The 22,004-nt window shown below is 61.2% G+C and carries 23 protein-coding genes and 1 other RNA gene; 14 read left to right on the top strand and 10 right to left on the bottom strand.

Annotation, left to right across the window (positions count from 1 at the left end):
* Positions 1 to 9: 9 nt before the first annotated feature.
* Positions 10 to 480 (bottom strand): Lrp/AsnC family transcriptional regulator, encoded by a 471-nt coding sequence (locus MJP36_RS03535; RefSeq protein WP_244384890.1) that lies wholly within the window; start codon positions 478 to 480, stop codon positions 10 to 12.
* Between the two features lie 127 nt (positions 481 to 607).
* Between MJP36_RS03535 and MJP36_RS03530 the strand changes: the two genes are divergently transcribed.
* The 6 genes from MJP36_RS03530 (at position 608) to MJP36_RS03505 (ending at position 5,861) form a co-directional block, all read left to right on the top strand.
* Positions 608 to 946, top strand: a complete 339-nt coding sequence (locus MJP36_RS03530; RefSeq protein WP_060753553.1) for a hypothetical protein — start codon at positions 608 to 610, stop codon at positions 944 to 946.
* 84 nt (positions 947 to 1,030) lie between these two features.
* Positions 1,031 to 2,719 (top strand): GspE/PulE family protein, encoded by a 1,689-nt coding sequence (locus MJP36_RS03525; RefSeq protein ID WP_244384889.1) that lies wholly within the window; start codon positions 1,031 to 1,033, stop codon positions 2,717 to 2,719.
* 77 nt (positions 2,720 to 2,796) lie between these two features.
* Positions 2,797 to 3,717 (top strand): SPFH domain-containing protein, encoded by a 921-nt coding sequence (locus MJP36_RS03520; RefSeq protein WP_060753555.1) that lies wholly within the window; start codon positions 2,797 to 2,799, stop codon positions 3,715 to 3,717.
* A gap of 10 nt (positions 3,718 to 3,727) precedes the next feature.
* On the top strand, positions 3,728 to 4,174 hold the full coding sequence (locus tag MJP36_RS03515; RefSeq protein WP_060753556.1) for an NfeD family protein: 447 nt from the start codon (positions 3,728 to 3,730) through the stop codon (positions 4,172 to 4,174).
* Positions 4,175 to 4,243: 69 nt separating this feature from the next.
* Entirely contained in the window at positions 4,244 to 4,558 is a 315-nt protein-coding gene (locus MJP36_RS03510) for a DUF2388 domain-containing protein (RefSeq protein WP_060753557.1), read from the top strand.
* A gap of 163 nt (positions 4,559 to 4,721) precedes the next feature.
* Complete coding sequence (locus tag MJP36_RS03505; protein WP_244384888.1) at positions 4,722 to 5,861, top strand: DegT/DnrJ/EryC1/StrS family aminotransferase; 1,140 nt, start codon at positions 4,722 to 4,724, stop codon at positions 5,859 to 5,861.
* 42 nt (positions 5,862 to 5,903) lie between these two features.
* Here the strand turns inward: MJP36_RS03505 and gcvH are convergent, their stop codons facing one another.
* The 8 genes from gcvH to MJP36_RS03465 all read right to left on the bottom strand — a co-directional run bounded on the left by gcvH (position 5,904) and on the right by MJP36_RS03465 (position 14,751).
* Positions 5,904 to 6,287 carry a glycine cleavage system protein GcvH gene (gene gcvH, locus MJP36_RS03500; RefSeq protein WP_060753559.1) on the bottom strand — a complete coding sequence of 128 codons (384 nt, stop codon included), beginning with the start codon at positions 6,285 to 6,287 and terminating at the stop codon, positions 5,904 to 5,906.
* Between the two features lie 53 nt (positions 6,288 to 6,340).
* The gene (gene gcvT / locus MJP36_RS03495; protein ID WP_060753560.1) at positions 6,341 to 7,423 is read right to left on the bottom strand and encodes a glycine cleavage system aminomethyltransferase GcvT; all 1,083 of its coding nucleotides are present in this window, start codon (positions 7,421 to 7,423) and stop codon (positions 6,341 to 6,343) included.
* A 157-nt stretch (positions 7,424 to 7,580) separates the two neighbouring features.
* Positions 7,581 to 9,197 carry an ABC transporter permease gene (locus MJP36_RS03490; protein ID WP_244384887.1) on the bottom strand — a complete coding sequence of 539 codons (1,617 nt, stop codon included), beginning with the start codon at positions 9,195 to 9,197 and terminating at the stop codon, positions 7,581 to 7,583.
* Between the two features lie 90 nt (positions 9,198 to 9,287).
* A complete protein-coding gene (locus MJP36_RS03485) occupies positions 9,288 to 10,292 on the bottom strand; it encodes an extracellular solute-binding protein (RefSeq protein ID WP_060753562.1) in 1,005 nt (334 codons plus the stop codon).
* 95 nt (positions 10,293 to 10,387) lie between these two features.
* Positions 10,388 to 11,605, bottom strand: a complete 1,218-nt coding sequence (locus MJP36_RS03480; protein ID WP_244385601.1) for a 2-octaprenyl-3-methyl-6-methoxy-1,4-benzoquinol hydroxylase — start codon at positions 11,603 to 11,605, stop codon at positions 10,388 to 10,390.
* Positions 11,606 to 11,666: 61 nt separating this feature from the next.
* On the bottom strand, positions 11,667 to 12,854 hold the full coding sequence (ubiH, locus tag MJP36_RS03475; RefSeq protein WP_060753564.1) for a 2-octaprenyl-6-methoxyphenyl hydroxylase: 1,188 nt from the start codon (positions 12,852 to 12,854) through the stop codon (positions 11,667 to 11,669).
* Complete coding sequence (gene pepP / locus MJP36_RS03470; RefSeq protein WP_104994976.1) at positions 12,851 to 14,173, bottom strand: Xaa-Pro aminopeptidase; 1,323 nt, start codon at positions 14,171 to 14,173, stop codon at positions 12,851 to 12,853. Before pepP ends, ubiH begins: the two co-directional genes overlap by 4 nt.
* Before the next feature lie 20 nt (positions 14,174 to 14,193).
* The gene (locus tag MJP36_RS03465) at positions 14,194 to 14,751 is read right to left on the bottom strand and encodes a YecA/YgfB family protein (RefSeq protein ID WP_060753566.1); all 558 of its coding nucleotides are present in this window, start codon (positions 14,749 to 14,751) and stop codon (positions 14,194 to 14,196) included.
* Between the two features lie 138 nt (positions 14,752 to 14,889).
* On the opposite strand from MJP36_RS03465, the gene MJP36_RS03460 reads away from it, so the two are divergent.
* The 4 genes from MJP36_RS03460 (at position 14,890) to MJP36_RS03445 (ending at position 16,310) form a co-directional block, all read left to right on the top strand.
* Positions 14,890 to 15,099, top strand: coding sequence for a TIGR02449 family protein (locus MJP36_RS03460; RefSeq protein WP_003177365.1), 210 nt, complete (start codon positions 14,890 to 14,892; stop codon positions 15,097 to 15,099).
* On the top strand, positions 15,096 to 15,413 hold the full coding sequence (locus MJP36_RS03455) for a cell division protein ZapA (protein ID WP_003176812.1): 318 nt from the start codon (positions 15,096 to 15,098) through the stop codon (positions 15,411 to 15,413). The genes MJP36_RS03460 and MJP36_RS03455 overlap by 4 nt, the downstream gene beginning before the upstream one ends.
* A gap of 30 nt (positions 15,414 to 15,443) precedes the next feature.
* Positions 15,444 to 15,622, top strand: a non-coding RNA gene (ssrS, locus tag MJP36_RS03450) — 6S RNA.
* 58 nt (positions 15,623 to 15,680) lie between these two features.
* On the top strand, positions 15,681 to 16,310 hold the full coding sequence (locus MJP36_RS03445) for a 5-formyltetrahydrofolate cyclo-ligase (protein WP_244385600.1): 630 nt from the start codon (positions 15,681 to 15,683) through the stop codon (positions 16,308 to 16,310).
* 9 nt (positions 16,311 to 16,319) lie between these two features.
* Here the strand turns inward: MJP36_RS03445 and MJP36_RS03440 are convergent, their stop codons facing one another.
* Complete coding sequence (locus tag MJP36_RS03440) at positions 16,320 to 16,463, bottom strand: hypothetical protein (protein WP_090368070.1); 144 nt, start codon at positions 16,461 to 16,463, stop codon at positions 16,320 to 16,322.
* Positions 16,464 to 16,658: 195 nt separating this feature from the next.
* Here MJP36_RS03440 and MJP36_RS03435 point away from each other — a divergent pair, with 195 nt between their 5' ends.
* From MJP36_RS03435 to MJP36_RS03420, 4 genes are all read left to right on the top strand, one after another.
* A complete protein-coding gene (locus MJP36_RS03435) occupies positions 16,659 to 17,108 on the top strand; it encodes an EVE domain-containing protein (RefSeq protein WP_090368068.1) in 450 nt (149 codons plus the stop codon).
* A 69-nt stretch (positions 17,109 to 17,177) separates the two neighbouring features.
* The gene (locus MJP36_RS03430; RefSeq protein ID WP_244384886.1) at positions 17,178 to 18,143 is read left to right on the top strand and encodes an HlyD family secretion protein; all 966 of its coding nucleotides are present in this window, start codon (positions 17,178 to 17,180) and stop codon (positions 18,141 to 18,143) included.
* Positions 18,140 to 20,857, top strand: a complete 2,718-nt coding sequence (gene rbbA / locus MJP36_RS03425; protein ID WP_244384885.1) for a ribosome-associated ATPase/putative transporter RbbA — start codon at positions 18,140 to 18,142, stop codon at positions 20,855 to 20,857. Before MJP36_RS03430 ends, rbbA begins: the two co-directional genes overlap by 4 nt.
* Complete coding sequence (locus tag MJP36_RS03420; protein WP_060753571.1) at positions 20,857 to 21,975, top strand: ABC transporter permease; 1,119 nt, start codon at positions 20,857 to 20,859, stop codon at positions 21,973 to 21,975. Before rbbA ends, MJP36_RS03420 begins: the two co-directional genes overlap by 1 nt.
* Positions 21,976 to 22,004: the final 29 nt, after the last annotated feature.

Below are 22,004 nucleotides of genomic sequence, written 5' to 3'. Positions count from 1 at the left end.
TGCGCCTTGTCAGCGCAACACTGGCAGGCTGGTGGTGGATTTGATCTCCGACAACGCCACAATCGAATTGACCTCCTGAATACCCGGCACCATTGAGAGTTTCTCGAAGAAAAACCGCTCATACGCCTCGATGTCCGACGTCACGATGCGCAGCAGGAAATCCACCGCCCCCATCAGCACATAACACTCCAACACTTCCGAAAACCCGCGAATCGCCTCGGTGAACTCGGTGAAGTTGGAACGACCGTGGGCGTTGAGTTTGACCTCGGCAAAGATCTGCGTGTTGAGGCCGATCTTCTTGCGATCCAGCAAGGTGACCTGACCACGAATCACCCCCTCTTCTTTAAGCCGTTGAATGCGCCGCCAGCAAGGTGACTGCGACAGGCCCACCTGTTCGGCGACCTGCGCACTGGACAGCGAAGCATCCTCTTGCAGCAAGGCCAGGATACGGCGGTCGTACGCGTCCAATTCACTGTGCATAAAAATACTCATTTTGAAGAATGGATTGAATTGATCCATTCAATTAATCGCTATTTATGCTCATTTTAGATAAGAAATCTCCGCTGACGAATGTAAAAATTTCTCCAACCTGATTTGGAGATTTCCCATGCACGCCGTCGAAGCCACCCAACCTGCTGCCCGCGTCGATGCCTGGGCCGTCAACAGCGCCCATTGCCAGGCGCATTACCGCATCATTGCCGAGGCTGAGCCCGATGTGTTGTGCCGTGTGCTCAACTATTTCGCTTTGCAATGCCTGACGCCACGGCAGGTACACCTGAACCGCGAGGACGACCTGTTGAGCCTCGATATCGTGATGGATGGTTTGAGCTGGCACCGTGCCCAAGTGATCGGCGAAAAGATTCGAAACCTGATCAGCGTGTGCTCGCTGGACCTATGGCCAGCTGATTCTGCGCAGCCTCCAGCGCGATTGGCGGCCGCTCAGTAAAGGTATGAAATACACGCGGGCAGAAGAATGTTCAGGGGCTGGCTAGCCTGGGGTTGACCTCCACTGCCCCCAGGAAAATCCACCATGCCCGTCGATCAACGATTGGAACTTCACCCGATGCTGCCGGCATTGATCGACGCCGGGCTGATCACATCCGACGTGGCGCAGCGCTTGGCGAGGGTACCGGCCGACAACACCCAGCACCCCCTTGAATGTATCGCTGCCCATGGCCCCTGCCTGGAAACCCTGACCCAATGGCTGGCCCGCCACACCGGGCAGCCCTATTGGCGTATCGACCCGCTGAAGATCGACGTGGCGGCGGTCGTGCCATTGATGTCCCACGCCTTCGCACAACGCCACACCATACTCGCGGTGGCCGTCGACGCGCAGACCGTCACCGTCGCCAGCGCACAGCCCTATGTCACCGGTTGGGAGGCCGGGTTGGCGCAAGTACTCAAGCGCTCGATCAAACGCGTAGTCGCCAACCCCCAGGATATTCAGCGCTGCATCGCCGAGTTCTACCGGCTGGCCAGGTCGGTCAGCGGCGCAGATCAGAAGGCGGCGGCGCCCGGTAACTTCGAGCTGCTCAACCTGAGTGCCTGCGACGAGGAGCCGGATGCCAACGATGCGCATATCGTCAACATCGTCGACTGGCTGCTGCAGTACGCCTTTGCCCAACGGGCCAGCGATATCCATATCGAACCCTGCCGCGACCAGAGCCGTGTGCGTTTTCGTATCGACGGGTTATTGCACGACGTCTACCAGTTCCCGCCGCAGGTCACCATGGCGGTGGTCAGCCGCTTGAAAAGCCTGGGCCGGATGAATGTGGCAGAAAAACGCAAACCCCAGGACGGTCGGGTCAAAACCAAGAGCACGACGGGCGCGGAAGTAGAACTGCGCCTTTCCACCTTGCCGACGGCCTTTGGCGAAAAGCTGGTGATGCGGATTTTCGACCCGCAGGTATTGCTCAAGGATTTTGATCAATTGGGCTTGTCGCCCGCAGATCAGCAGCGCTGGCACGCGATGACCGGCCAAGCCAACGGCATCATTCTGGTCACCGGCCCTACCGGCTCGGGCAAGACCAGCACGCTTTACGCCACGCTCAAGCAACTGGCGACCCGCGAGGTCAACCTGTGCACGGTCGAGGACCCGATCGAGATGGTCGAACCCGCCTTCAACCAGATGCAGGTGCAGCACAAAATCGGCCTGACCTTCGCCAGCGGCATACGCGCACTGCTGCGTCAGGACCCGGATATCATCATGATCGGCGAAATTCGCGACCAGGAAACCGCAGAAATGGCGATCCAGGCCGCGCTTACCGGGCACCTGGTGCTGTCGACCTTACACACCAACGATGCCCCCAGCGCCATCAGCCGCCTGCAGGAATTGGGCATTGCTCATTATTTGATCAAAGCTACGCTGATAGGAGTGATGGCGCAGCGTTTGGTGCGCCTCTTGTGCCCTCACTGCAAGCAAAGAGTAAATGCACCGGAAACTGCCCACGAGGCGGTCGGATGCGTGGAATGTCGCGACAGCGGATATAGAGGCCGAGCCGGGCTCTACGAAATCATGCTGATGGACGAACCGCTCAAGGGATTGATCACGCCCGGGGCCGACGTGCAGGCGTTGCGCCGGGCGGCTGTCGAGCGCGGCATGTGCAGCCTGCGCATGGCCGGCCTGGAGAAAGTGAATGCCGGCCTGACCACACTGGCGGAAGTGTTACGGGTCACGCCTGGGGATTCAGAAACAAATCCTTTGATTGTGCAGCCGTGAAACCGTCCTTATCCGTGACCAGACCGTTACAATCGGTCGAACATCGTTTTACTGACACCTTCAGATAGGGAATCGCCATGCAGATCGGAACCGTACTGCTTTTGTTCGTGGGGTTGGCCGCCGCCATCCTGTTCATGGGTTTTAAAGTGGTGCCCCAGGGCTACCAGTGGACAGTCGAGCGTTTCGGCCGCTACACCAACACCCTCAAACCCGGCCTCAACATCATCATCCCGGTCATGGACCGCATCGGTCGCAAGATCAACGTGATGGAAAGCGTGCTGGATATTCCCCCTCAGGAAGTGATCACCGCCGACAACGCCACCGTGCAGATCGACGCCGTGTGCTTCTTCCAGGTGGTCAACACCGCCCAGGCGGCCTACGAGGTCAACAACCTCGAACACGCCATCCGCAACCTGCTGCAAACCAATATTCGTACCGTGCTCGGCTCCATGGAGCTGGATGCCATGTTGAGCCAGCGTGACGGCATCAACGAAAAACTGCTGCGCACCGTCGATGAAGCGACGGCACCTTGGGGCATCAAGATCACCCGCATCGAGATCAAGGACATCAGCCCACCTGCCGACCTGATGGCCGCCATGTCGGGCCAGATGAAGGCCGAGCGGATCAAGCGTGCGCAAATCCTGGAGGCCGAGGGCCTGCGGGCATCGGCGATCCTGACTGCCGAAGGCAAGAAGCAGGCGCAGATCCTTGAGGCCGAGGGTAGCCGTCAGGCGGCGTTCCTGGAGTCCGAAGCCCGTGAGCGTCAGGCCGAAGCGGAAGCCCGTGCGACCCAGGTGGTTTCGCAGGCTATCGCGTCGGGCGACGTGCAGGCGGTGAACTACTTCGTCGCGCAAAAATACATCGATGCGCTGGGCAAACTGGCTTCGGCCAACAACAGCAAGGTGATCCTGATGCCTCTGGAGGCCAGCCAAGTGATCGGCGCCGTCGGTGGCATCGGCGAAATCGTCAAGGCCACCTTCGACAACAAGAAAGGCTGAGGCACTCGTCATGTGGGATTTCCTGCAGCATCTGTCGTTCTGGGATTGGCTGGCACTGGGCACGGTGTTGTTGATCCTTGAGGTCTTCGGCGCCGGTGGTTACCTGCTGTGGATGGGCATCGCGGCGGCGGCCGTGGGCGTGATCAAGTTCCTGATCCCGCCGCTCGGGCTGGAATGGCAACTGCTGCTGTTCGCCGTGTTGTCGATCCTGACAGCGGTGTACTGGTGGAAACGCCAGCGCAGCAGCGCCAAGGTCAGCGATCAGCCGGGGCTGAACATGCGTGGTTCGGAGTTGATCGGTCGCACATTTGTGGTGCACCAGGCCATCGTCGATGGCCGGGGCAAGATAAAAGTCGGCGATGGGGTGTGGATGGTGACCGGGCCGGACAGCGCCGTAGGCGCTCAAGTACGCGTTACCGCGCAGAACGGGGCAGTTTTGCAAGTCGAAACTGTTTAGTCAGTGATGGAACTCGGTTGGGTTAACTACAATCAAATCGTTCAGATAACCCACCCGGAGTCACCCATCATGCGTCTTAAATATGCTGTCGCAACCCTTGCCGTGCTTTCTCTTCCTGTCGGCTCAGCCATGGCCGACAGCTTCTGGCGTAACGTCATCTCATCGGGTGCTACCACCGGCTCGACCTACCTGACCTTCAAGGACCACAAGATGGTCGTTGCCGCGCAAGACGACGCCGGCAGCTTCGTTGCCAGCGATGGTGGTATTCGCGGCCCGTACCTGGAAGCCGCCATGCAGAAAGTCCGCGCCGACAACCCTGGCCTGAAGGCCACCGACATGGAACTGGCTAACGCCATCCTGGCGAAAAATGCCGTTACCGAGTAATAGCACTCGCTGAAAAAATGCCGCTTTTTGAAGCGGCATTTTTTTGCCCGTACCATGACGATTCATTCACGTGTGACAGCCTATATTCAGTCAAACCGTGCAACCATGCGGTATTGATACGTCTATTATTCATCGTTTACCTGAAACGGATGCCTTCTTCGTCATGAGCCAACAGCCTTTTCTGCCGTTCTCCAAACCTACCATTGATGAAGCCACCATCGCGGCAGTCGGCGATGTACTGCGCTCCGGCTGGATCACCAGCGGGCCGAAGGTGCAGGCATTCGAGGCTCAGCTATCGGAGTACTTTGGTGGCCGCCCGGTGCGCACTTTCAACTCGGGCACCTGCACCATGGAGATCGCCTTGCGCATCGCCGGTATCGGTGCCGGGGACGAAGTCATCACCACTCCGATCTCCTGGGTCGCTACAGCCAACGTGATCCTGGAAGTGGGCGCCAAGCCGGTGTTTGCCGATATCGACCCGGTCACCCGCAATATCGACCTGGCTCAGGTAGAAGCTGCAATTACCCCGCGCACCAAGGCGATCATCCCGGTGTTCCTGGCGGGTCTGCCCCTGGACATGCCAATGCTTTATGCGCTGGCCAACAAGTACAACCTGCGCATCATCGAAGACGCCGCTCAGGCGTTGGGTTCCAGCTGGGACGGCGAACGTATCGGCGCTACCGGTGACTTCGTGTCGTTCAGCTTCCAGGCCAACAAAAACATCACCTCTTCTGAAGGCGGTTGCCTGGTGTTGAACAACGCCGAGGAAGCGCGCCTGGCAGAAAAATATCGCCTGCAGGGCGTGACGCGTACAGGTTTCGATGGCCTGGACGTCGACGTGCTGGGCGGCAAGTTCAACATGACCGACATCGCCGCCGCCATCGGCCTTGGGCAGTTCGCTCATATCGAGAAGATCACCGCCCATCGCCAGAACCTGGCACGACACTACTTCAAATGCTTCGGCAGCGATTTTGAAGATAAATACGGCGCACAACTGCCACCCGCGGATTTCGAAAACAGCAACTGGCACCTGTTCCAACTCGTGCTGCCTGAGCGCCAGGACGGCCTGCCGGCACGTGCGACATTCATGGAGCAGATGCAGGCCCACGGCGTCGGCATTGGCTACCACTACCCGCCGATCCACCTGCTGAGCCTGTATCGGGCACAGGGGTTCAAGGAAGGCATGTTCCCGGTAGCCGAGCGTGTTGGACGTTTGATCGTGTCGTTGCCGATGTTCACGGCGATGACAGAGGCGGATGTCGAGCGGTCTGTAGCCGCTGTAAAAGCGGTATTGCAGCGCTGAAAAGCGTCGCTGGAGCCGGGTTGCCCGGCTCCAGCGGCAGCATCACTCGCCGATGGCGGCCTTGTAGCCGGCGGCATCCAGCAGTTTTTCCAGATCAGCCGGGTTGCTTGGCTTGAGCTTGAAGATCCATGCGCCGTAAGGATCGGAGTTCAACAATTCAGGGCTGGCACTCAGCTCTTCGTTGACCGCAATCACTTCGCCAGCAATCGGCGAGTAGATATCCGAAGCCGCTTTCACCGACTCGACCACCCCCGCCTGGGCCTCTGCGGCAAACACGTTGCCGACTTCCGTCAGCTCAACGAACACCACATCACCCAGCGCTTCCTGAGCATGGTCAGAGATCCCGACGGTCACCGTGCCGTCAGCTTCCAGACGGGCCCATTCGTGGCTTTCGGCAAAACGCAGTTCGGCAGGGATATCACTCATAGTCTGTGTCCTCAAGAAGAAATGTCAGCGGCCTTCGGCCTGCCGGAAATAGGTTAGATCAAGGTTTTGCCATGGCGCACGAAGGTCGGCTTGACCACTCGAACCGGGTACCACTTGCCGCGGATTTCCACTTCGGCCCGATCGGCGGTGGCCGTCGGTACACGCGCCAAGGCAATGGATTTACTCAGCGTAGGAGAGAAACTACCACTGGTGATCTCTCCTTCGCCAACATTGGCGATACGAACCACTTGATGAGCGCGCAAAACCCCGCGTTCCTCCAGCACCAGCCCGACCAATTTGAACTGCACACCTGCGGCTTTTTCCGCCTCCAGTGCCGCGCGGCCGATGAAATTGCGCTCGACAGGCTCCCAGGCAATGCTCCACGCCATATTGGCCGCGAGCGGTGAAACGTCCTGGTGAATATCCTGGCCATACAGGTTCATACCGGCTTCCAGGCGCAACGTATCGCGGGCGCCAAGGCCGATCGGTGAAATGCCGGCGCCGACCAGGTCGTTGAAAAAGCCCGGAGCCTGATCGGCAGGCAGGACAATCTCCAGGCCGTCTTCACCGGTATAACCCGTGCGGGCAATAAACCAGTCGCCGTCGGCCTGACCCTCAAACGGCTTGAGCTGGTGGATCAGGTTGCTGCGGGACTGGGTCACCAGTTCGGCGATTTTCTGCCGGGCATGCGGGCCTTGGATAGCCAGCATGGCCAACTCGGACCGCTCCTGCAGCTGTACCGAAAAATGCCCCAGCTGCGCCTGCATCCAGGCCATGTCCTGGTCGCGGGTGGCGGCATTGACCACCAGCCGGTAACCGGTTTCGGTGCGGTAGACGATCATGTCGTCGACCACCCCGCCCTGCTCGTTGAGCATGGCGCTGTACAACGCACGGCCGCAGCCGTGCAAACGATCCACATCATTGGCCAGTAAATACTGAAGCCATTCCTTGGCCTGACGGCCTGTGACATCGATCACGGTCATATGGGATACATCGAACACCCCGCAGTCGCGTCGCACCTGGTGGTGTTCTTCAACTTGCGAACCGTAATGCAGAGGCATATCCCAACCGCCAAAATCGACCATTTTCGCGCCGAGGGCGAGATGCAGGTCATACAGAGGCGTACGCTGTCCCATGGGTTTCTCCTTCCGGGCTTGGCGAAGGTGCGCGGAGCAGCTGTTCGCGCCTGAACGCCTTGAATTACAAGGCCCGCAGCCACGTCCAGCGACCCGCTCCGAAAGACGAAGCGCACCGAATGCCGCGCATTGTAGCCGCAAGCCGTAGTACTGACACCTAACCGATTTGCCTCGCAGACCTGCGGATCAGCCCAATTACCGGCAAAAGGCCAACCAGTACCAGCGTCAGCGCCGGCAAGGAGGCCCGTGCCCATTCGCCCTCGCTGGTCATTTCAAAGATGCGCACCGCCAAGGTATCCCAGCCGAACGGGCGCATCAGCAAGGTAGCGGGCATTTCCTTGAGGACATCCACGAACACCAGCAGTGCTGCGCTCAACGCCCCGGGCAGCAATAACGGCAGATACACTTTGAAAAACAGTCGCGGGCCACCGACGCCGAGACTGCGTGACGCTTCCGGCAACGATGGGCGTATTCGCGCCAGGCTGCTTTCCAACGGCCCGTAGGCCACCGCCAGGAACCGCACCAGATACGCCAACACCAACGCCGACAAACTACCCAGCAACAGCGGCTTGCCCGCGCCACCCAACCAGCCTGACAGCGGCACCACCAGCTCACGGTCCAGATAACTGAACGCGAGCATGATCGACACCGCCAGTACCGAGCCCGGCAAGGCATAGCCGACATTGGCCAGGCTGATGCCGGAGCGAATCGTTCGTGTCGGTGCCAGACGGTTAGCGAAGGCCAGGATCAACGCCACGCTGACCGTTATCAGCGCCGCAATGCCCCCTAGGTAGAGCGTGTGAACAATCAGCCCGGCGTAGCGCTCATCCAGGTCGAACCGGCCTCGCTGCCAGAACCAGGCAATCAGTTGCAGCATCGGAATCACAAACGCGCAGGCGAACACCAGCACGCACCAGCCGCTGGCCGCCAGGGCCTTGAACCCGTGCAGTTGATACAGCGCCTTGCCCCGCGGCCGCTCGTTGCTCGGTCGACTCGCGCCACGGGCGCGCCGTTCGCCGTAGAGCACCAACATGACGACCAGCAACAACAAGCTGGCAAGCTGTGCCGCGCTGGACAGGCTGAAAAATCCGTACCAGGTTTTGTAGATCGCGGTGGTGAAGGTATCGAAATTGAACACCGATACCGCGCCAAAATCCGCCAGTGTCTCCATCAGGGCCAAGGCGACGCCGGCGCCAATCGCCGGCCTGGCCATGGGCAACGCCACGCGCCAGAACGCTTGCCACGGCGACTGCCCCAACACGCGCGCGGCCTCCATCAAGCCTTTGCCTTGGGCGAGAAAAGCGGTGCGCGCCAGCAGGTAGACATACGGGTAGAACACCAGCACCAGCACGATAATCACACCGCTGGTGGAACGCACCCGTGGCAGGCGCAAGCCCGCGCCGAACCACTCACGCAACAGCGTTTGCACCGGGCCTGCGAAGTCCAGCAGGCCGACAAACACAAAGGCCAGCACGTAGGCGGGAATCGCAAAGGGCAGCATCAGCGCCCAGTCGAGCCAGCGGCGTCCGGGGAATTCACACAGGCTGGTCAACCACGCCAGGCTGACACCCAGCAGCGTCACGCCAACACCCACGCCCAGCACCAAGGTCAAGGTATTGCCCAGCAGGCGTGGCATCTGGGTTTCCCAGAGGTGGGACCAGATCTGCGGGTCGATGCTTTGCCAGGACAACAGCAGCACGCTCAGCGGTAGCACCACCAGCGCCGCTACGGTGAAGACCGGCAGGTACCAGCGGCGTTGGGCGGGGTGGGCCAAAATCAGTGCTCAGTCAATAAATTGCATGCCATCACCGCAGTCCGATGTGGGAGGGGGCACCCCCTCTCACATTTGCAACTGCGGTGCCGTTCAGTTCCAGCCGGCGCGGTCCATCAACCGAATGGCCTCGGCCTGACGCTTGCCCGCCACTTCAACCGGCAAGGTGTCCGCCACGAATTTGCCCCAGGTCGCCACTTCGGCCGAAGGGGGCACCGCCGGGTTGGCTGGGAACTCCTGGTTCACATCCGCAAAGATCTGCTGAGCTTCGGGCGTGGTCATCCATTCCACCAGCGCCTTGGCCGCTTCCGGGTGAGGTGCGTGCCGGGTCAGGCCGATGCCCGACAAGTTCACATGCACGCCACGGTCGCCCTGGTTCGGCCAGAACAGTTTCACCGCCAGGTTCGGGTTCTGCTTATGCAGGCGGCCGTAGTAGTAGGTGTTGACGATACCCACGTCGCACTGCCCGGCGTTGATGGCTTCGAGCACGGCAATGTCATCGGAGAACACGTCGGTGGACAGGTTGTTGACCCAGCCCTTGACGATTTCTTCGGTCTTGGCCGCGCCATGGGTTTCGATCAACGTGGCGGTCAGCGACTGGTTATAGACCTTCTTCGCCGTGCGCAGGCACAGGCGGCCTTCCCAATGCTTGTCGGCCAGGGCTTCGTAGGTGGTGAGGTCGCCCGGTTTTACCCGGTCGGTGGAATAGGCGATGGTCCGCGCGCGCAGGCTCAAGCCGGTCCAGGTGTGCTTGGACGAGCGGTATTGCAGGGGAATGTTCTTATCGATCACCGGGGAAGTGAACGGTTGCAGGATGCCCATTTGCTCAGCCTGCCAGAGGTTGCCGGCATCGACGGTGAGCAGCAGGTCGGCGGTGGCATTTTCACCTTCGGCCTTGATGCGCTGCATCAACGGAGCTTCCTTATCGGTGATGAACTTCACCTGCACACCGGTCTTCTGGGTGTAGGCGTCGAACACCGGCTTGATCAGTTCGTCGATGCGCGAGGAGTAGACCACGACTTCGTCGGCGGCCTGCACGGTGGTGCTGCCGATGAGGGTGAGTGCCAGGGCAGTCAGGAGGCGCTTGGGTGCCAACATGGGTGCGGTCTCTCATTTGCAAAAAGAGGGCAAATGATAAGGACTCACATTTGGTAGCGCTCAGCGGAGGCGTTACCAGATGTTGCACATCGGCCTCAGGGCCTGGCCAGCTCCGGCAGATCTCCGCTCAATCCCAAAGCCTGGCGCACAAACACCGCCTTGGCCTCAGGCATCTGGTCGACCATTTTCAAGCCTGCATTACGCAGCCAGCGCAACGGCAGCTGGTCGGCCTGGAACAACCGCTCAAACCCTTCCATCGCCGCCATCAGCGCCAGGTTATGCGGCATACGCCGACGCTCGTAACGACTCAGTACCTTCACATCCGCCAGACGCTCACCACGCTCGGCGGCCGACAACAACACTTCGGCCAGCACCGCTGCATCGAGAAAGCCCAGGTTCACGCCCTGCCCCGCCAGCGGGTGGATCACATGGGCCGCGTCGCCGATCAATGCCAGGCCTTCGGCTACGTAGCGCTTGGCATGACGCTGGCGCAACGGCACGCAGACACGTGGGTCGGCGCTGACCACCGTGCCGAGACGCCCTTCAAAGGCACGCTCCAGCTCACGGCAGAAGCCTTCATCATCCAGCGCCATCAGGCGTTCAGACTCAGCCGGTGTAGTCGACCAGACGATCGAACACCAATCCTCCTGCCCATCACGCACCAAGGGCAGGAACGCCAGCGGCCCGGTATCGGTAAATCGCTGCCACGCCGTGCGCTGATGCGATTGGCTGCTGCGCACGCTGGTGACGATGGCGTTATGCAGGTAATCCCATTCACGGGTCGGCGTGCCGGTCAGGCGGCGCACGGCAGAGTTGGCGCCATCGGCGGCGATCACCAGTGGCGCACGCAACATGCGGCCGTCGGCCAGGGTCAGCAGCCAGTCATCGCCGGAGCGGCGCATCTGTTCCAGGCGCGCATTGGCCAACAGGCCCAGGTCGCAGTCATGCAGCCGGTCGAGCAAGGCATCCTGAACCACGCGGTTCTCGACGATATGCCCCAGTACGTCAGCGTGCACGCTGGCCGCCGAAAAGTGGATCTGCCCCGTACCGCTGCCATCCCACACCTGCATCTCGCCGTAGGGGCTGGCACGCCGTTCGACGATGCCTTCCCACACGCCAAGTCGCTCGAGAATGCGCTGGCTGGCGGCCGACAAGGCGCTCACGCGAGGCTCGAAGGCCGCCTCAAGGTCGAACGGCTTGACACTCAGCGGGCTGCCGTCGAGCAACAGCACCTGCAGGCCACTGCCCTGCAACGCCAGCGCGAGCGCGCTTCCGACCATTCCGGCCCCGACAATCAGCACATCTGCGCGCATGTCCATGCTTTAAGCCTTGTCTCGTGTGCGGCACAGGCCGCGAATAAAGAAGTGGGCCGGTTCAAACATCGGGACGCGTGCCCAGCCCCATGGCCTGGCGGGCGAACCAGCGTTTGGCCGGTGGCAGTAGATCCAGCCCCAGCAGCCCGAGGTTGCGGCCCAAGGCCACTACCGGTTGTGCGCTGCCAAACAAACGCGTGACCTGGTCGGAGAAGCCCACGGTCAGGTTCTGGTCCAGGCGCTGGCGCTCGCGATAGCGCTGCAGGGTCGCCAGGTCACCCGGTATCGCCGGCCCGGCCAACAACGCCTCGGCCAGGGCACTGGCATCGCGCAGGGACAGGTTGAACCCTTGCCCGGCGATCGGGTGCAGGCTGTGGGCGGCATTACCGAGGATGACCAGGTGCGAACGTACCTGCTCTTCGGCCTCCACCAACGTCAATGGGTACAGGTGACGGGCGCCGACTTGCTTGAGGGTACCCAGGCGATAGCCGAACACGCCCTGCAGCTCGCTCAGGAAACTGCGCTCGTCGAGGTTGGCCAAGCGCTGGGCGTCCATGCCAAGCCGCGTCCAGACCAGTGCGCAACGATTGTCCGGCAACGGCAGCAGGGCCATCGGGCCTTCATCGGTGAAGCGTTCGAAGGCCTCGCCGTTGTGAGCTTCGCTCGGCGTGATGTTGGCGATCAAGGCGCTCTGGTTGTAGGGGCGGGTTTTGACTCCGATGCCCAGTTGCTCGCGCAAACCGGAGCGGCCACCGTCGGCCAGCACCGCCAGGTCGCATTCCAGCACGGTCTCATCGTTGAGCGTCAGGCGATAGCCGTCGGGCAGCGGCTCCAGGCGGGTCACTTCCGCCGGGCAGCGCCAGCTGATCACGTCTTTGTCCAGACCTTGCCACAGGCATTGGCCGAGCCAGGCGTTTTCCACCACGTAACCCAGGGCAGGCACGCCCTCCTCCAACGCGGACAACCGCGCGGTGGAGAAACGGCCACGGTCCGACACATGAATCTGCTTGATCGGCTCGGCGCGTCGGGAGATTTGCTGCCACAGGCCCAGGCGCTGATAAATCTGCCGGGCACCAAACGACAGCGCCGATGAACGCGCGTCATAGCTGGGTTGGTAAGTGTCACCGGGGGCGAACGGCTCGATCAGCACGATCTTCCAGCCCCGTGCCTTGGCCCCGGCCTGCAGGGCCAGCGCCAGGCTGGCACCTACCAGGCCGCCACCGATAATCGCCAGGTTGACGCGGCTCATCGGGCAGCCGCCATCAACGCTTCGATGTCAGCGACGGTCTTGGGCACGCCGCCGGTCAGGATTTCACAGCCTTGCTTGGTCACTACCACGTCGTCCTCGATGCGTACGCCAATGCCACGCCACTTCTTTGCCACGTTCTGGTTGTCCGGCGCGATATAAATCCCCGGCTCCACGGTCAATGCCATGCCGACTTCCAGCACACGCCATTCACCGCCCACCCTGTATTCGCCCACATCGTGCACATCCATGCCCAGCCAATGGCCGGCGCGATGCATGTAGAACGCGCGGTAGGCCTCGCTGGCGATCAGTTCATCGACATCGCCCTGTAACAACCCCAGGTCCACCAGCCCCGTAGTGATGACGCGCACCGTCGCCTCATGGGCCTGATTCCAATGCTTGTTCGGCGCGATCTCGGCAAAGGCGGCTTCCTGGGAGGCCAGCACAATTTCGTAGATCGCCTTTTGCTCGGGCGAAAACTTGCCGTTGACCGGCCAGGTGCGGGTGATGTCACTGGCATAGCAGTCGATTTCGCAACCGGCGTCGATCAGCACCAGGTCACCGTCCTTGAGCAGTGCGTCATTGCGCTGGTAATGCAGGATGCAGCTGTTGCGCCCGGCGGCGACGATGGAGCCATAGGCCGGCATCTTGGCACCGCCCTTGCGGAACTCGTAATCCAGCTCGGCTTCCAGGCTGAACTCATACAAGCCGGCGCGACTGGCCTGCATCGCCTTCACGTGGGCCGCACAGGAGATACGTGCAGCCTCACGCATCACCTTCACTTCTGCCGCCGATTTATACAGGCGCATGTCGTGCAGCAGATGATCCAGGGCAACAAATTCGTTCGGCGGCTGCGCGCCCAGGTGCGCTTTGGAGCGGATCACGTTGATCCACTCCATCAGGTGCCGGTCGAACTCGGCGTTGCTGCCCATGGCCGAATACACCCGGTCGCGGCCTTCGATCAGGCCGGGCAGGATGTCGTCGATATCGGTGATGGGAAAGGCGTCGTCGGCGCCAAAGTCACGCACTGCGCCTTCGGTGCCGGCGCGCAGGCCGTCCCACAATTCGCGTTCGGCATTGCGCTCGCGGCAGAACAGCACGTACTCGCCGTGCAGGCGACCGGGCATCAGCACAATCACCGCTTCAGGCTCGGGGAAGCCGCTCAGGTACTGGAAGTCGCTGTCCTGGCGGTATACGTGCTCGACATCACGGTTGCGGATCGCCACGGCGGCGGCCGGCAGTATCGCGATGCTGTTGGGTTCCATCTGCGCCATCAGCGCCTTGCGGCGCCGGGTGTATTCCGCTCTGGGGATATGAATCATGGGCAGATGGGCGTCCTTTCTTAATGCAGCGAAGGCTTGGGGGCAGCCGGCTCAGCGGACTTGCGGGTCTCGGTGAACAGCAGCAGCGGAGCGACGCGCAGGTATTCCATCACTTCCATATAGTCGCTTTCACCGTCTTCGGACTCTTCCAGGGCGTCTTGCACCTGGGAGATGGCTGCCAGGTCCTGCAACACCTCCTTGGCGTCGGTGCTCAACTCCAGGCCGGCGGCGTTGACGCCAAAACCGTGGAGGAAGCCCTGGCACCATTGGCCCAGCGCTGCAGCGCGCTCGGTGAGTGGCGCGTCGTCGGTCGGCAGCAGCAGCACCACGGTGACATCGTCTCCCGTCAGCTCGCCCTTGACCATTTCCTGCAGGCCGATCAGCGCGTTGCGCACGTTATCTTCTGGCTCTTTCTCCAGCAGCTCGGCCACATCGGCCAGCCAATTGTCCGCGTCAAAGCCGACACCTGTGCAGCTGCGGCCCACGAGCACACCGTGCAGTTCGGCAGGCGAGCAAGGATGACCGCTGGTGCTCAGCAGTTTGGAAAAAGCATCATACGGGGAGTTCTGAATAGGCATGGTGAGCTAGGCGCCAGCCGGCGCAATGTCTAGAATGAAGCGCTGTATCCTAGCACCGGCAGACGTACCAAGACTATCGAGGGCGTCAGATCGTTTATCCTGAAGTTGCCATTCATCAGACAAATCCAGTGGAACCCAATGGAAGACACCGACCTGCAAGCGCTGATGGCCAGACTCGAACTGCTAATTGATCGGGTCGAGCAACTTAAGAGTCAAAACGGACTCCTATTAGCTCAGGAAAAGACCTGGCGCGAGGAACGCGCTCACCTCATTGAAAAAAACGAAATCGCCCGGCGTAAGGTCGAATCGATGATTTCGCGCCTGAAGGCCCTGGAGCAAGACTCATGAGTTCAAGCAATAGCGTAACCGTGCAGATCCTCGATAAAGAATATTCGATCATTTGCCCCCAGGAAGAGCGCAATAACCTGGTGAGCGCCGCCCGTTACCTGGATGGCAAGATGCGTGAGATCCGCAGCAGCGGCAAAGTGATCGGTGCCGACCGTATCGCGGTGATGGCCGCGCTGAATATTACCCACGACTTGCTGCATAAGCAGGAACGGCCTGACGTACAGGCCAGCGGGTCGACGCGTGAGCAGGTGCGTGACCTGCTGGAACGCGTGGATCTGGTGCTTTCCAGCGATTCGGACGCACCCAAGGGCTGATTGACGCCTCGGTTTAAGGTATACTCGCCCCACTCCCTGGCGTGTTTGCCAGTCGGCGATGTCCCTGAGCCGATTCGCACTACCCTGGAAGTTGCACGTTGGGCTGGTGTGCATGTCCGCTAGACGGAAAGCCTTAAAGCCTACTGCTTCTTCCACCTTGAACTTTCGGGTTCAAGGGCTAAGTCGACAGCGGCTCTGTCGGGGAGCCTGAATTCCCAAACTCAATGCCAGTCTCAGGACTGGCATTGTTTTATGAGCCGAAAAACCATGACCGAACCTGCGCCGCTTTCCCGTCCGCAACTTCGACGCATGTTGCGCAAGGCCCGCCGCGAACTATCGCCGAGCGAGCAGCGCAAGGCCGCCCATGGCTTGTATCGGCAACTGGCACAGCATCCGCTGTTTCGCCGGGCCAGGCATATCTCCTTGTATCTACCGACAGACGGCGAAATCGATCCGCGCTTGCTCTTGCGCGCCGCTCAGCGTAGGGGCAAGGCCACCTATCTACCGGTACTCAGCGCCTGGCCACGGACCAAAATGGTGTTCCAGCGTGTGCGACCTGGGGATAAGTTGTCGCCTAATCGCTTTCGCATTCTTGAACCGCAAGTGAATGCCAACCGCCAACGCCAGGTCTGGGCGCTGGATCTGGTGCTGTTACCGCTGGTGGGGTTCGATGATGTGGGCGGGCGCCTGGGCATGGGCGGTGGGTTTTATGATCGCAGCCTGGCTTACCTGTCGCGCCGTCAGGGCTGGCGCAAGCCGACGCTGTTGGGGCTGGCCCACGAATGTCAGAAAGTCGATCGCCTGGCGCAGGCAAGCTGGGATGTGCCGCTGGCGGGCACCGTCACCGATAGGCAGTGGTATGTCGCGCAAGCGCCGCTGCAAACAGCGACGCCTTGAAAGGAAGGGTTAACGCTTGAACGGTTGCTGCTGAGCCAATTCAATCGGCGCATCGGTCTTGTTCGACCACAGGCTCTGGGCATATCCCGTGGTCACGACGCCCAGACCAAACAAAATAACCAAAATCCATAGTAAATCCGGTTTACGTTGCATCGATTGCCCCCCTTCAGGCACCTCGTACACGATGACAACAACGTTCCAAAGTAGTCCGTTGCAGCTGCGTCAAGCTTTAAAAGGCGGCATTCTGCGATAACGTGAACCAACACGCAAACCTTGACGCCAACCGACTGTCGGTTTGTCATGGAATTGCCTGACAACTTGCCCAATGCCTTTTTCAGGAGCCTAAAAATGGCCTATTGGCTGATGAAATCCGAGCCCGATGAACTCTCCATCAACGGCCTGGAAAAGCTCGGCGAAGCCCGCTGGGACGGGGTGCGCAACTATCAGGCGCGAAACTTCCTACGAGCCATGGCCGTGGGCGATGAGTTTTTCTTCTACCACTCCAGTTGCCCCGAGCCGGGCATTGCCGGCATCGGCAAAATCATCGAAGCGGCGTATCCAGACCCGACGGCACTGGAACCTGAAAGCCACTATTTCGACGCCAAGGCCAGCGCGGAAAAAAATCCGTGGAGCGCCATCAACGTCGCTCACGTGAAAACCTTTCCCAAAGTACTGAGCCTCGGCTACCTGAAACAGCAAGCGGCTCTTGCCGAACTGCCATTGGTGCAAAAAGGCAGCCGCCTTTCAGTGATGGCCGTCACGCCTGAGCAATGGGCCGCCGTGATCAATCTGCTTTAACTGACCGGCATCAAGTCCTCGCCAGGGCACACCGGTCACACTAGGACGTTAATGCCGCAGGATGCAGCCATGTCAACGAACCACACTCTGTCGCGCCTGTTTGCCATCGCCCTGATAGCCCTGCTGATCGGTGCCGGTGGCTTCGGTTACTGGCGCTCCACCCAGGACCGCTTGCCCGCCGGCTTGAGCATGGGCAACGGTCGCCTGGAATCCACCGAAGTGCAGATCGCCGCCAAGATCCCCGGACGCCTGGCCGAAGTGCGGGTGGATGAAGGCGACAAAGTGCTCAAAGGCCAACTCCTGGCGCGCATGGACACCCGCACCCTTGAAGCCCAACGCGCCCAGGCCGAAGCCGAAGTACTGCGCGCCAAGGAAAACTTCGCGGCCGCCGAGGCCAATGTGCAATTGCGCCAAAGCGAGCAACTGCTGGCCAACCAGGAACTCAAGCGTACCCAGGAGCTGTACAAGCGGGGCTTCGCCAGCAGCCAGTTGATCGACCAACAGCAGGCGCGCCAAAACACCGGCAATGCTGCCGTGATTGCCGCACAAGCCCAGGTCAACTCAGTGAAGGCCGCCATCGGCGCCGCCGAGGCCCAAGTCGCCCAGCTCACCAGCGAGATTGACGACAGCAGCCTGCGCGCGCCCATCGACGGGATTATTCAGCTCCGCCTGGCCGAACCTGGCGAAGTGCTTGGCGCGGGTGGACGCGTGTTGTTGCTGATCGATCCGAATGATCAGTACATGAACCTGTACCTGCCCGCCTCCGTCACCGGGCGCCTGACCGTCGGCAGTGACGCACGCATCGTGCTCGACGCCCTCCCTCAGCAACCGCTGCCGGCAACCATCAGCTTTGTTGCCGCCAAATCCCAGTTCACCCCCAAAGAGGTGGAAACCCGTGACGAACGCCAGAAGCTGGTGTTTCGCGTCAAATTGCGCCTGACCCAACCCAGTGCCGTGCCCCAAGCCAAACCAGGCATGCCCGGTGCCGGCTATGTGCGCACCGCTGACATCGCCTGGCCGGCCAATCTGCAATGACCGGCCTGGCGCTGCATGCCACGGGGATCAACCACCGCTACGGCAAGCAACCGGCACTGGTCAACATCGCCTTCAGCCTGCCCGCCGGCACCCGCTGCGGGTTGATCGGCCCGGATGGTGCCGGCAAATCGAGCCTGCTGGGGTTGATCGCCGGAGTCAAAAAACTCCAGGAAGGCCAACTGGAAGTACTCGGCGGCTCCATCGAAGACCGCCGCCACCGTAACAGCCTGTACCCGCGCATCGCCTTCATGCCCCAGGGCTTGGGCGGCAACCTGTACCCCGAGTTGTCCATCAACGAAAACATCCGCTTCTTCGCCACGCTGTTCGGCCTGTCGCAAGCCGATTGCGAACAGCGCATGCACAACCTGCTGCTGGCCACCGACCTCGCACGCTTCGCCGAGCGCCCCGCCGGTAAACTCTCCGGCGGCATGAAACAAAAGCTCGGCCTGTGTTGCGCGCTGATCCATGACCCGGACGTGTTGATCCTCGACGAGCCCACGACGGGCGTCGACCCACTGTCACGCCGACGCTTCTGGGAACTGGTTGAAACCGTACGTAGCCAACGCCCACAGCTGACACTGCTGGTGGCCACGGCCTACATGGAGGAAGCCGAGCAGTTCGAACACTGCCTGATGCTTGATCGCGGCAAGCTGATTGCGGACGGCCTGAGCCGCGAGCTGGCCTCCGCCACGCCCAGCGGCAAACTGGACGATGCCTTCACTCACTTCCAGGGTGACAGCGCCCACGACAACCAGCCGCTGGTGATTCCATCGCGTGCAGGCGACAACGCCGCAATCGCCATCGAAGCCCACGACCTGACCCTGCGCTTCGGCGACTTCACTGCCATCGATAAAGTCAGTTTCGCCATCGGTCGTGGCGAGATTTTTGGCTTCCTCGGCTCCAACGGCTGCGGCAAGACCACCACCATGAAAGTGCTCACCGGGCTGATGCCGGCCACCGAAGGCAGCGCGACGCTGCTGGGCAACCCGGTGAACGCCAAGGACCTGGCGACCCGCAAGCGCGTGGGGTTCATGTCGCAAAGCTTCTCGCTGTACGGCGAACTCAGCGTGCGGCAAAACCTGGTGCTTCATGCGCAATTGTTCGACTTGCCCAAGGCCGACAGCGGCCCACGCATTGATGAACTGATCCAGCGCTTCGACCTGGGGGATGTGGCCGAGCAACCTTCCGGCGAATTACCCCTCGGCCTGCGCCAGCGCTTGTCGCTGGCCGTGGCGGTGCTGCATCGCCCTGAAGTGCTGATCCTCGATGAACCGACCTCGGGCGTCGACCCGGCCGCCCGGGATGACTTCTGGCGGCTGCTGATTGAGCTGTCCCGGGAGCAGGGCGTGACGATCTTCCTGTCCACCCACTTCATGAACGAAGCCCAGCGCTGCGACCGTATTTCCCTGATGCACGCGGGTAAAGTGCTGGCCTGTGACACACCCCAGGCACTGCAACAGCAGTTCCACGGCGACACCCTCGAAGCAGCCTTCGTCACCTGCCTGGAGCAGGCCCAAGGTGGGCCGGAACCCACCGCACCCAGCGCCACCGTCAGCGAAGCCGGCGCGCCGCCCGTCAGCAAGCGCGGTTTCAGCCTGGCCCGGCTGTTGGCCGTGGCCAGTCGCGAAGGCAAGGAGTTGCTGCGCGACAAAGTGCGCATGGCCTTCGCCCTGCTCGGGGCGATGTTCATGATGGTGATCTTCGGCTACGGCATTTCCCTGGACGTGGAAAACCTCGCCTTCGCCGTCTATGACCAGGATCAGAGCCCACAAAGCCGCGCCTACCTGGAAGCCTTTCGCAGCTCGCGCTACTTCGCCGAACAAGCGCCGATTCACGACGCCAACGAACTGCACCGGCGCCTGCAACGCTCGCAAATCAAACTGGCCCTGGAGATCCCACCCGGTTTTGGCCGCGACCTCTATGCCGGGCGTCAGCCCACGGTGGCCGCCTGGCTCGACGGCGGCATGCCGTTTCGTGCGGAAACCAGCCGCAACTATGTAGAGGCGGTGCACCTGGGCAATCTCCAACAGTTGGCCGAACTGAGTAGCCTGCCTCGTGGCAATCAGGCCGCGGCCAAGCTGGAAACGCGCTTTCGCTACAACCAGGACGTGGTCAGCGTCAATGCCATCGGCCCGGGAGTAATGGCACTGATTCTGGCGTTTATCCCAGCCATGCTCACGGCCCTGGGCATTGTGCGCGAAAAAGAATTGGGCTCGATCACCAACTTCTATGCCACGCCCCTGACGCGCCTGGAGTTCCTGCTGGGCAAGCAGGCACCGTACCTGGCCGTCAGCCTGGTCAACCTGGCGCTGCTGGTGGCGATGAACCGTTGGTTGTTCGGCGTGCCCTTCAAGGGCAGCGGTGTGGCCCTGGCATTCGGCGGTTTGTTGTATGTGCTGGCCACCACCAGCATGGGTCTGCTGATTTCTGCGTTCACCCGCACCCAGATCGCGGCGATCCTAGGCACCATGATTATCACCAGCCTGCCGACCATCCAGTTTTCCGGGCTGATCGTGCCACGTTCGTCCCTGGAAGGCGCGGCCGCGTTGATGGGCACGCTGTTCCCGGCGGGACACTTCCTGGACATCGCCGTAGGCACCTTCACCAAAGCCCTGGACCTGCGCCAGTTGTGGCCACAGTGCCTGGCGCTGTTCGGGTTTTTCGTCGGGTTCACCGGGTTGAGCCTGATCATGCTCAAGAAGCAGGAGGCCTGATGCACAGGTTCGCGCATATCCTGCGCCTGGGGATCAAGGAACTGACCAGCCTGCGCCACGACAGCGTGTTGCTGTTGTTTCTGTTCTACGCCTTCACGGTGGCCATCTACATGCCCGCCGCCGGTTCGGTGATCGGTGTGCATAACGCCAGCGTGGCCATTGTCGATGAGGACCACAGCGCGCTCTCGCGGCAGATGGCCGAAGCGTTGCAGCCGCCCGAGTTTCAGCCGCCTGTACCGTTGGCCTACGATCAGTTGGACAAGGTCATGGATAGCGGCGCGTACACCTTTGTGATCAATGTGCCGGCCAACTTCCAGTCGGACCTGTTGGCGGGTCGCCAACCGGACATCCAAGTGAACGTCGACGCCACGGCGATGAGCCAGGCATTCATGGGCGCAGGCTATATCGGCAGGATTTTCCAGCGTGAACTGCAGCGCTACAGCGACCAGGCCAATGCCGCCGGCAAGGTACCGGCGCAACTGACCACGCGCGCATTATTCAACACCAACCTGGAAGGTGGCTGGTTCCTGGCGGTGATCCAGATCGTCAACAACATCACCATCCTCGCCATCGTATTGACCGGCACCGCGCTGCTGCGTGAGCGTGAACACGGCACCCTCGACCATTTGCTGGTGCTGCCACTGACCGCTCTGGAAATCATGCTGGCGAAAATCTGGAGCAACATGCTGGTGGTGGTGCTGTGTACCTGGCTGTCCGTGGAATGGGTGGTCAAGGGCCTGCTCGGTGTGCCGCTGGCCGGTTCCCTGAGCCTGTTCCTGCTGGTCACGGCGCTGTATCTGTTTGCCAGCACCGCCCTGGGAATTTTCCTCGCCACCCTCGCCCGCTCGACGCCCCAATTCGGCTTGCTGGCGATCCCGGTGATCATCCCGATGCTGCTGCTCTCCGGTGGCAGCACGCCGCTGGACAGCATGCCCGAATGGTTGCAGTGGGTGATGCAGGGCTCGCCGTCGACGCACTTTGTGAGCCTCAGTGCAGCGATCCTGTTCAGGGATGCCGGCGTGAGCGTGGTGTGGCCGGACCTGTTGGCACTGGCGGGAATCGGGCTGGTGTTCTTTGCGGTGGCGTTGGCCAGGTTTCGTAAAAGCCTGGCTTCCTGAGGCACCTGTACCGCCGTCATCGGGGGCAA

Origin of the sequence: Pseudomonas palleroniana, from assembly GCF_022836895.1 — a bacterium.
In the GTDB taxonomy this organism is placed as follows: domain Bacteria; phylum Pseudomonadota; class Gammaproteobacteria; order Pseudomonadales; family Pseudomonadaceae; genus Aquipseudomonas; species Aquipseudomonas palleroniana.
The sequence above is the reverse complement of the archived record's forward strand: the minus strand, read 5'-3'. Positions and strand labels throughout refer to the sequence as shown.

What these genes read in the sequence shown, in the direction of transcription:
- MJP36_RS03505 (WP_244384888.1), top strand. Translation starts at nt 4,722, where the DNA reads ATGAGCCAACAGCCTTTTCTGCCGTTCTCCAAACCTACCATTGATGAA.
- MJP36_RS03525 (WP_244384889.1), top strand. Translation starts at nt 1,031, where the DNA reads ATGCCCGTCGATCAACGATTGGAACTTCACCCGATGCTGCCGGCATTG.
- MJP36_RS03445 (WP_244385600.1), top strand. Translation starts at nt 15,681, where the DNA reads ATGACCGAACCTGCGCCGCTTTCCCGTCCGCAACTTCGACGCATGTTG.
- rbbA (WP_244384885.1), top strand. Translation starts at nt 18,140, where the DNA reads ATGACCGGCCTGGCGCTGCATGCCACGGGGATCAACCACCGCTACGGC.
- MJP36_RS03440 (WP_090368070.1), bottom strand. Translation starts at nt 16,463, where the DNA reads ATGCAACGTAAACCGGATTTACTATGGATTTTGGTTATTTTGTTTGGT.
- MJP36_RS03515 (WP_060753556.1), top strand. Translation starts at nt 3,728, where the DNA reads ATGTGGGATTTCCTGCAGCATCTGTCGTTCTGGGATTGGCTGGCACTG.
- MJP36_RS03430 (WP_244384886.1), top strand. Translation starts at nt 17,178, where the DNA reads ATGTCAACGAACCACACTCTGTCGCGCCTGTTTGCCATCGCCCTGATA.
- pepP (WP_104994976.1), bottom strand. Translation starts at nt 14,173, where the DNA reads ATGATTCATATCCCCAGAGCGGAATACACCCGGCGCCGCAAGGCGCTG.
- MJP36_RS03420 (WP_060753571.1), top strand. Translation starts at nt 20,857, where the DNA reads ATGCACAGGTTCGCGCATATCCTGCGCCTGGGGATCAAGGAACTGACC.
- gcvT (WP_060753560.1), bottom strand. Translation starts at nt 7,423, where the DNA reads ATGGGACAGCGTACGCCTCTGTATGACCTGCATCTCGCCCTCGGCGCG.
- MJP36_RS03485 (WP_060753562.1), bottom strand. Translation starts at nt 10,292, where the DNA reads ATGTTGGCACCCAAGCGCCTCCTGACTGCCCTGGCACTCACCCTCATC.
- MJP36_RS03460 (WP_003177365.1), top strand. Translation starts at nt 14,890, where the DNA reads ATGGAAGACACCGACCTGCAAGCGCTGATGGCCAGACTCGAACTGCTA.
- MJP36_RS03535 (WP_244384890.1), bottom strand. Translation starts at nt 480, where the DNA reads ATGCACAGTGAATTGGACGCGTACGACCGCCGTATCCTGGCCTTGCTG.
- MJP36_RS03435 (WP_090368068.1), top strand. Translation starts at nt 16,659, where the DNA reads ATGGCCTATTGGCTGATGAAATCCGAGCCCGATGAACTCTCCATCAAC.
- MJP36_RS03520 (WP_060753555.1), top strand. Translation starts at nt 2,797, where the DNA reads ATGCAGATCGGAACCGTACTGCTTTTGTTCGTGGGGTTGGCCGCCGCC.
- MJP36_RS03510 (WP_060753557.1), top strand. Translation starts at nt 4,244, where the DNA reads ATGCGTCTTAAATATGCTGTCGCAACCCTTGCCGTGCTTTCTCTTCCT.
- MJP36_RS03530 (WP_060753553.1), top strand. Translation starts at nt 608, where the DNA reads ATGCACGCCGTCGAAGCCACCCAACCTGCTGCCCGCGTCGATGCCTGG.
- MJP36_RS03465 (WP_060753566.1), bottom strand. Translation starts at nt 14,751, where the DNA reads ATGCCTATTCAGAACTCCCCGTATGATGCTTTTTCCAAACTGCTGAGC.
- MJP36_RS03455 (WP_003176812.1), top strand. Translation starts at nt 15,096, where the DNA reads ATGAGTTCAAGCAATAGCGTAACCGTGCAGATCCTCGATAAAGAATAT.
- MJP36_RS03480 (WP_244385601.1), bottom strand. Translation starts at nt 11,605, where the DNA reads ATGCGCGCAGATGTGCTGATTGTCGGGGCCGGAATGGTCGGAAGCGCG.
- gcvH (WP_060753559.1), bottom strand. Translation starts at nt 6,287, where the DNA reads ATGAGTGATATCCCTGCCGAACTGCGTTTTGCCGAAAGCCACGAATGG.
- ubiH (WP_060753564.1), bottom strand. Translation starts at nt 12,854, where the DNA reads ATGAGCCGCGTCAACCTGGCGATTATCGGTGGCGGCCTGGTAGGTGCC.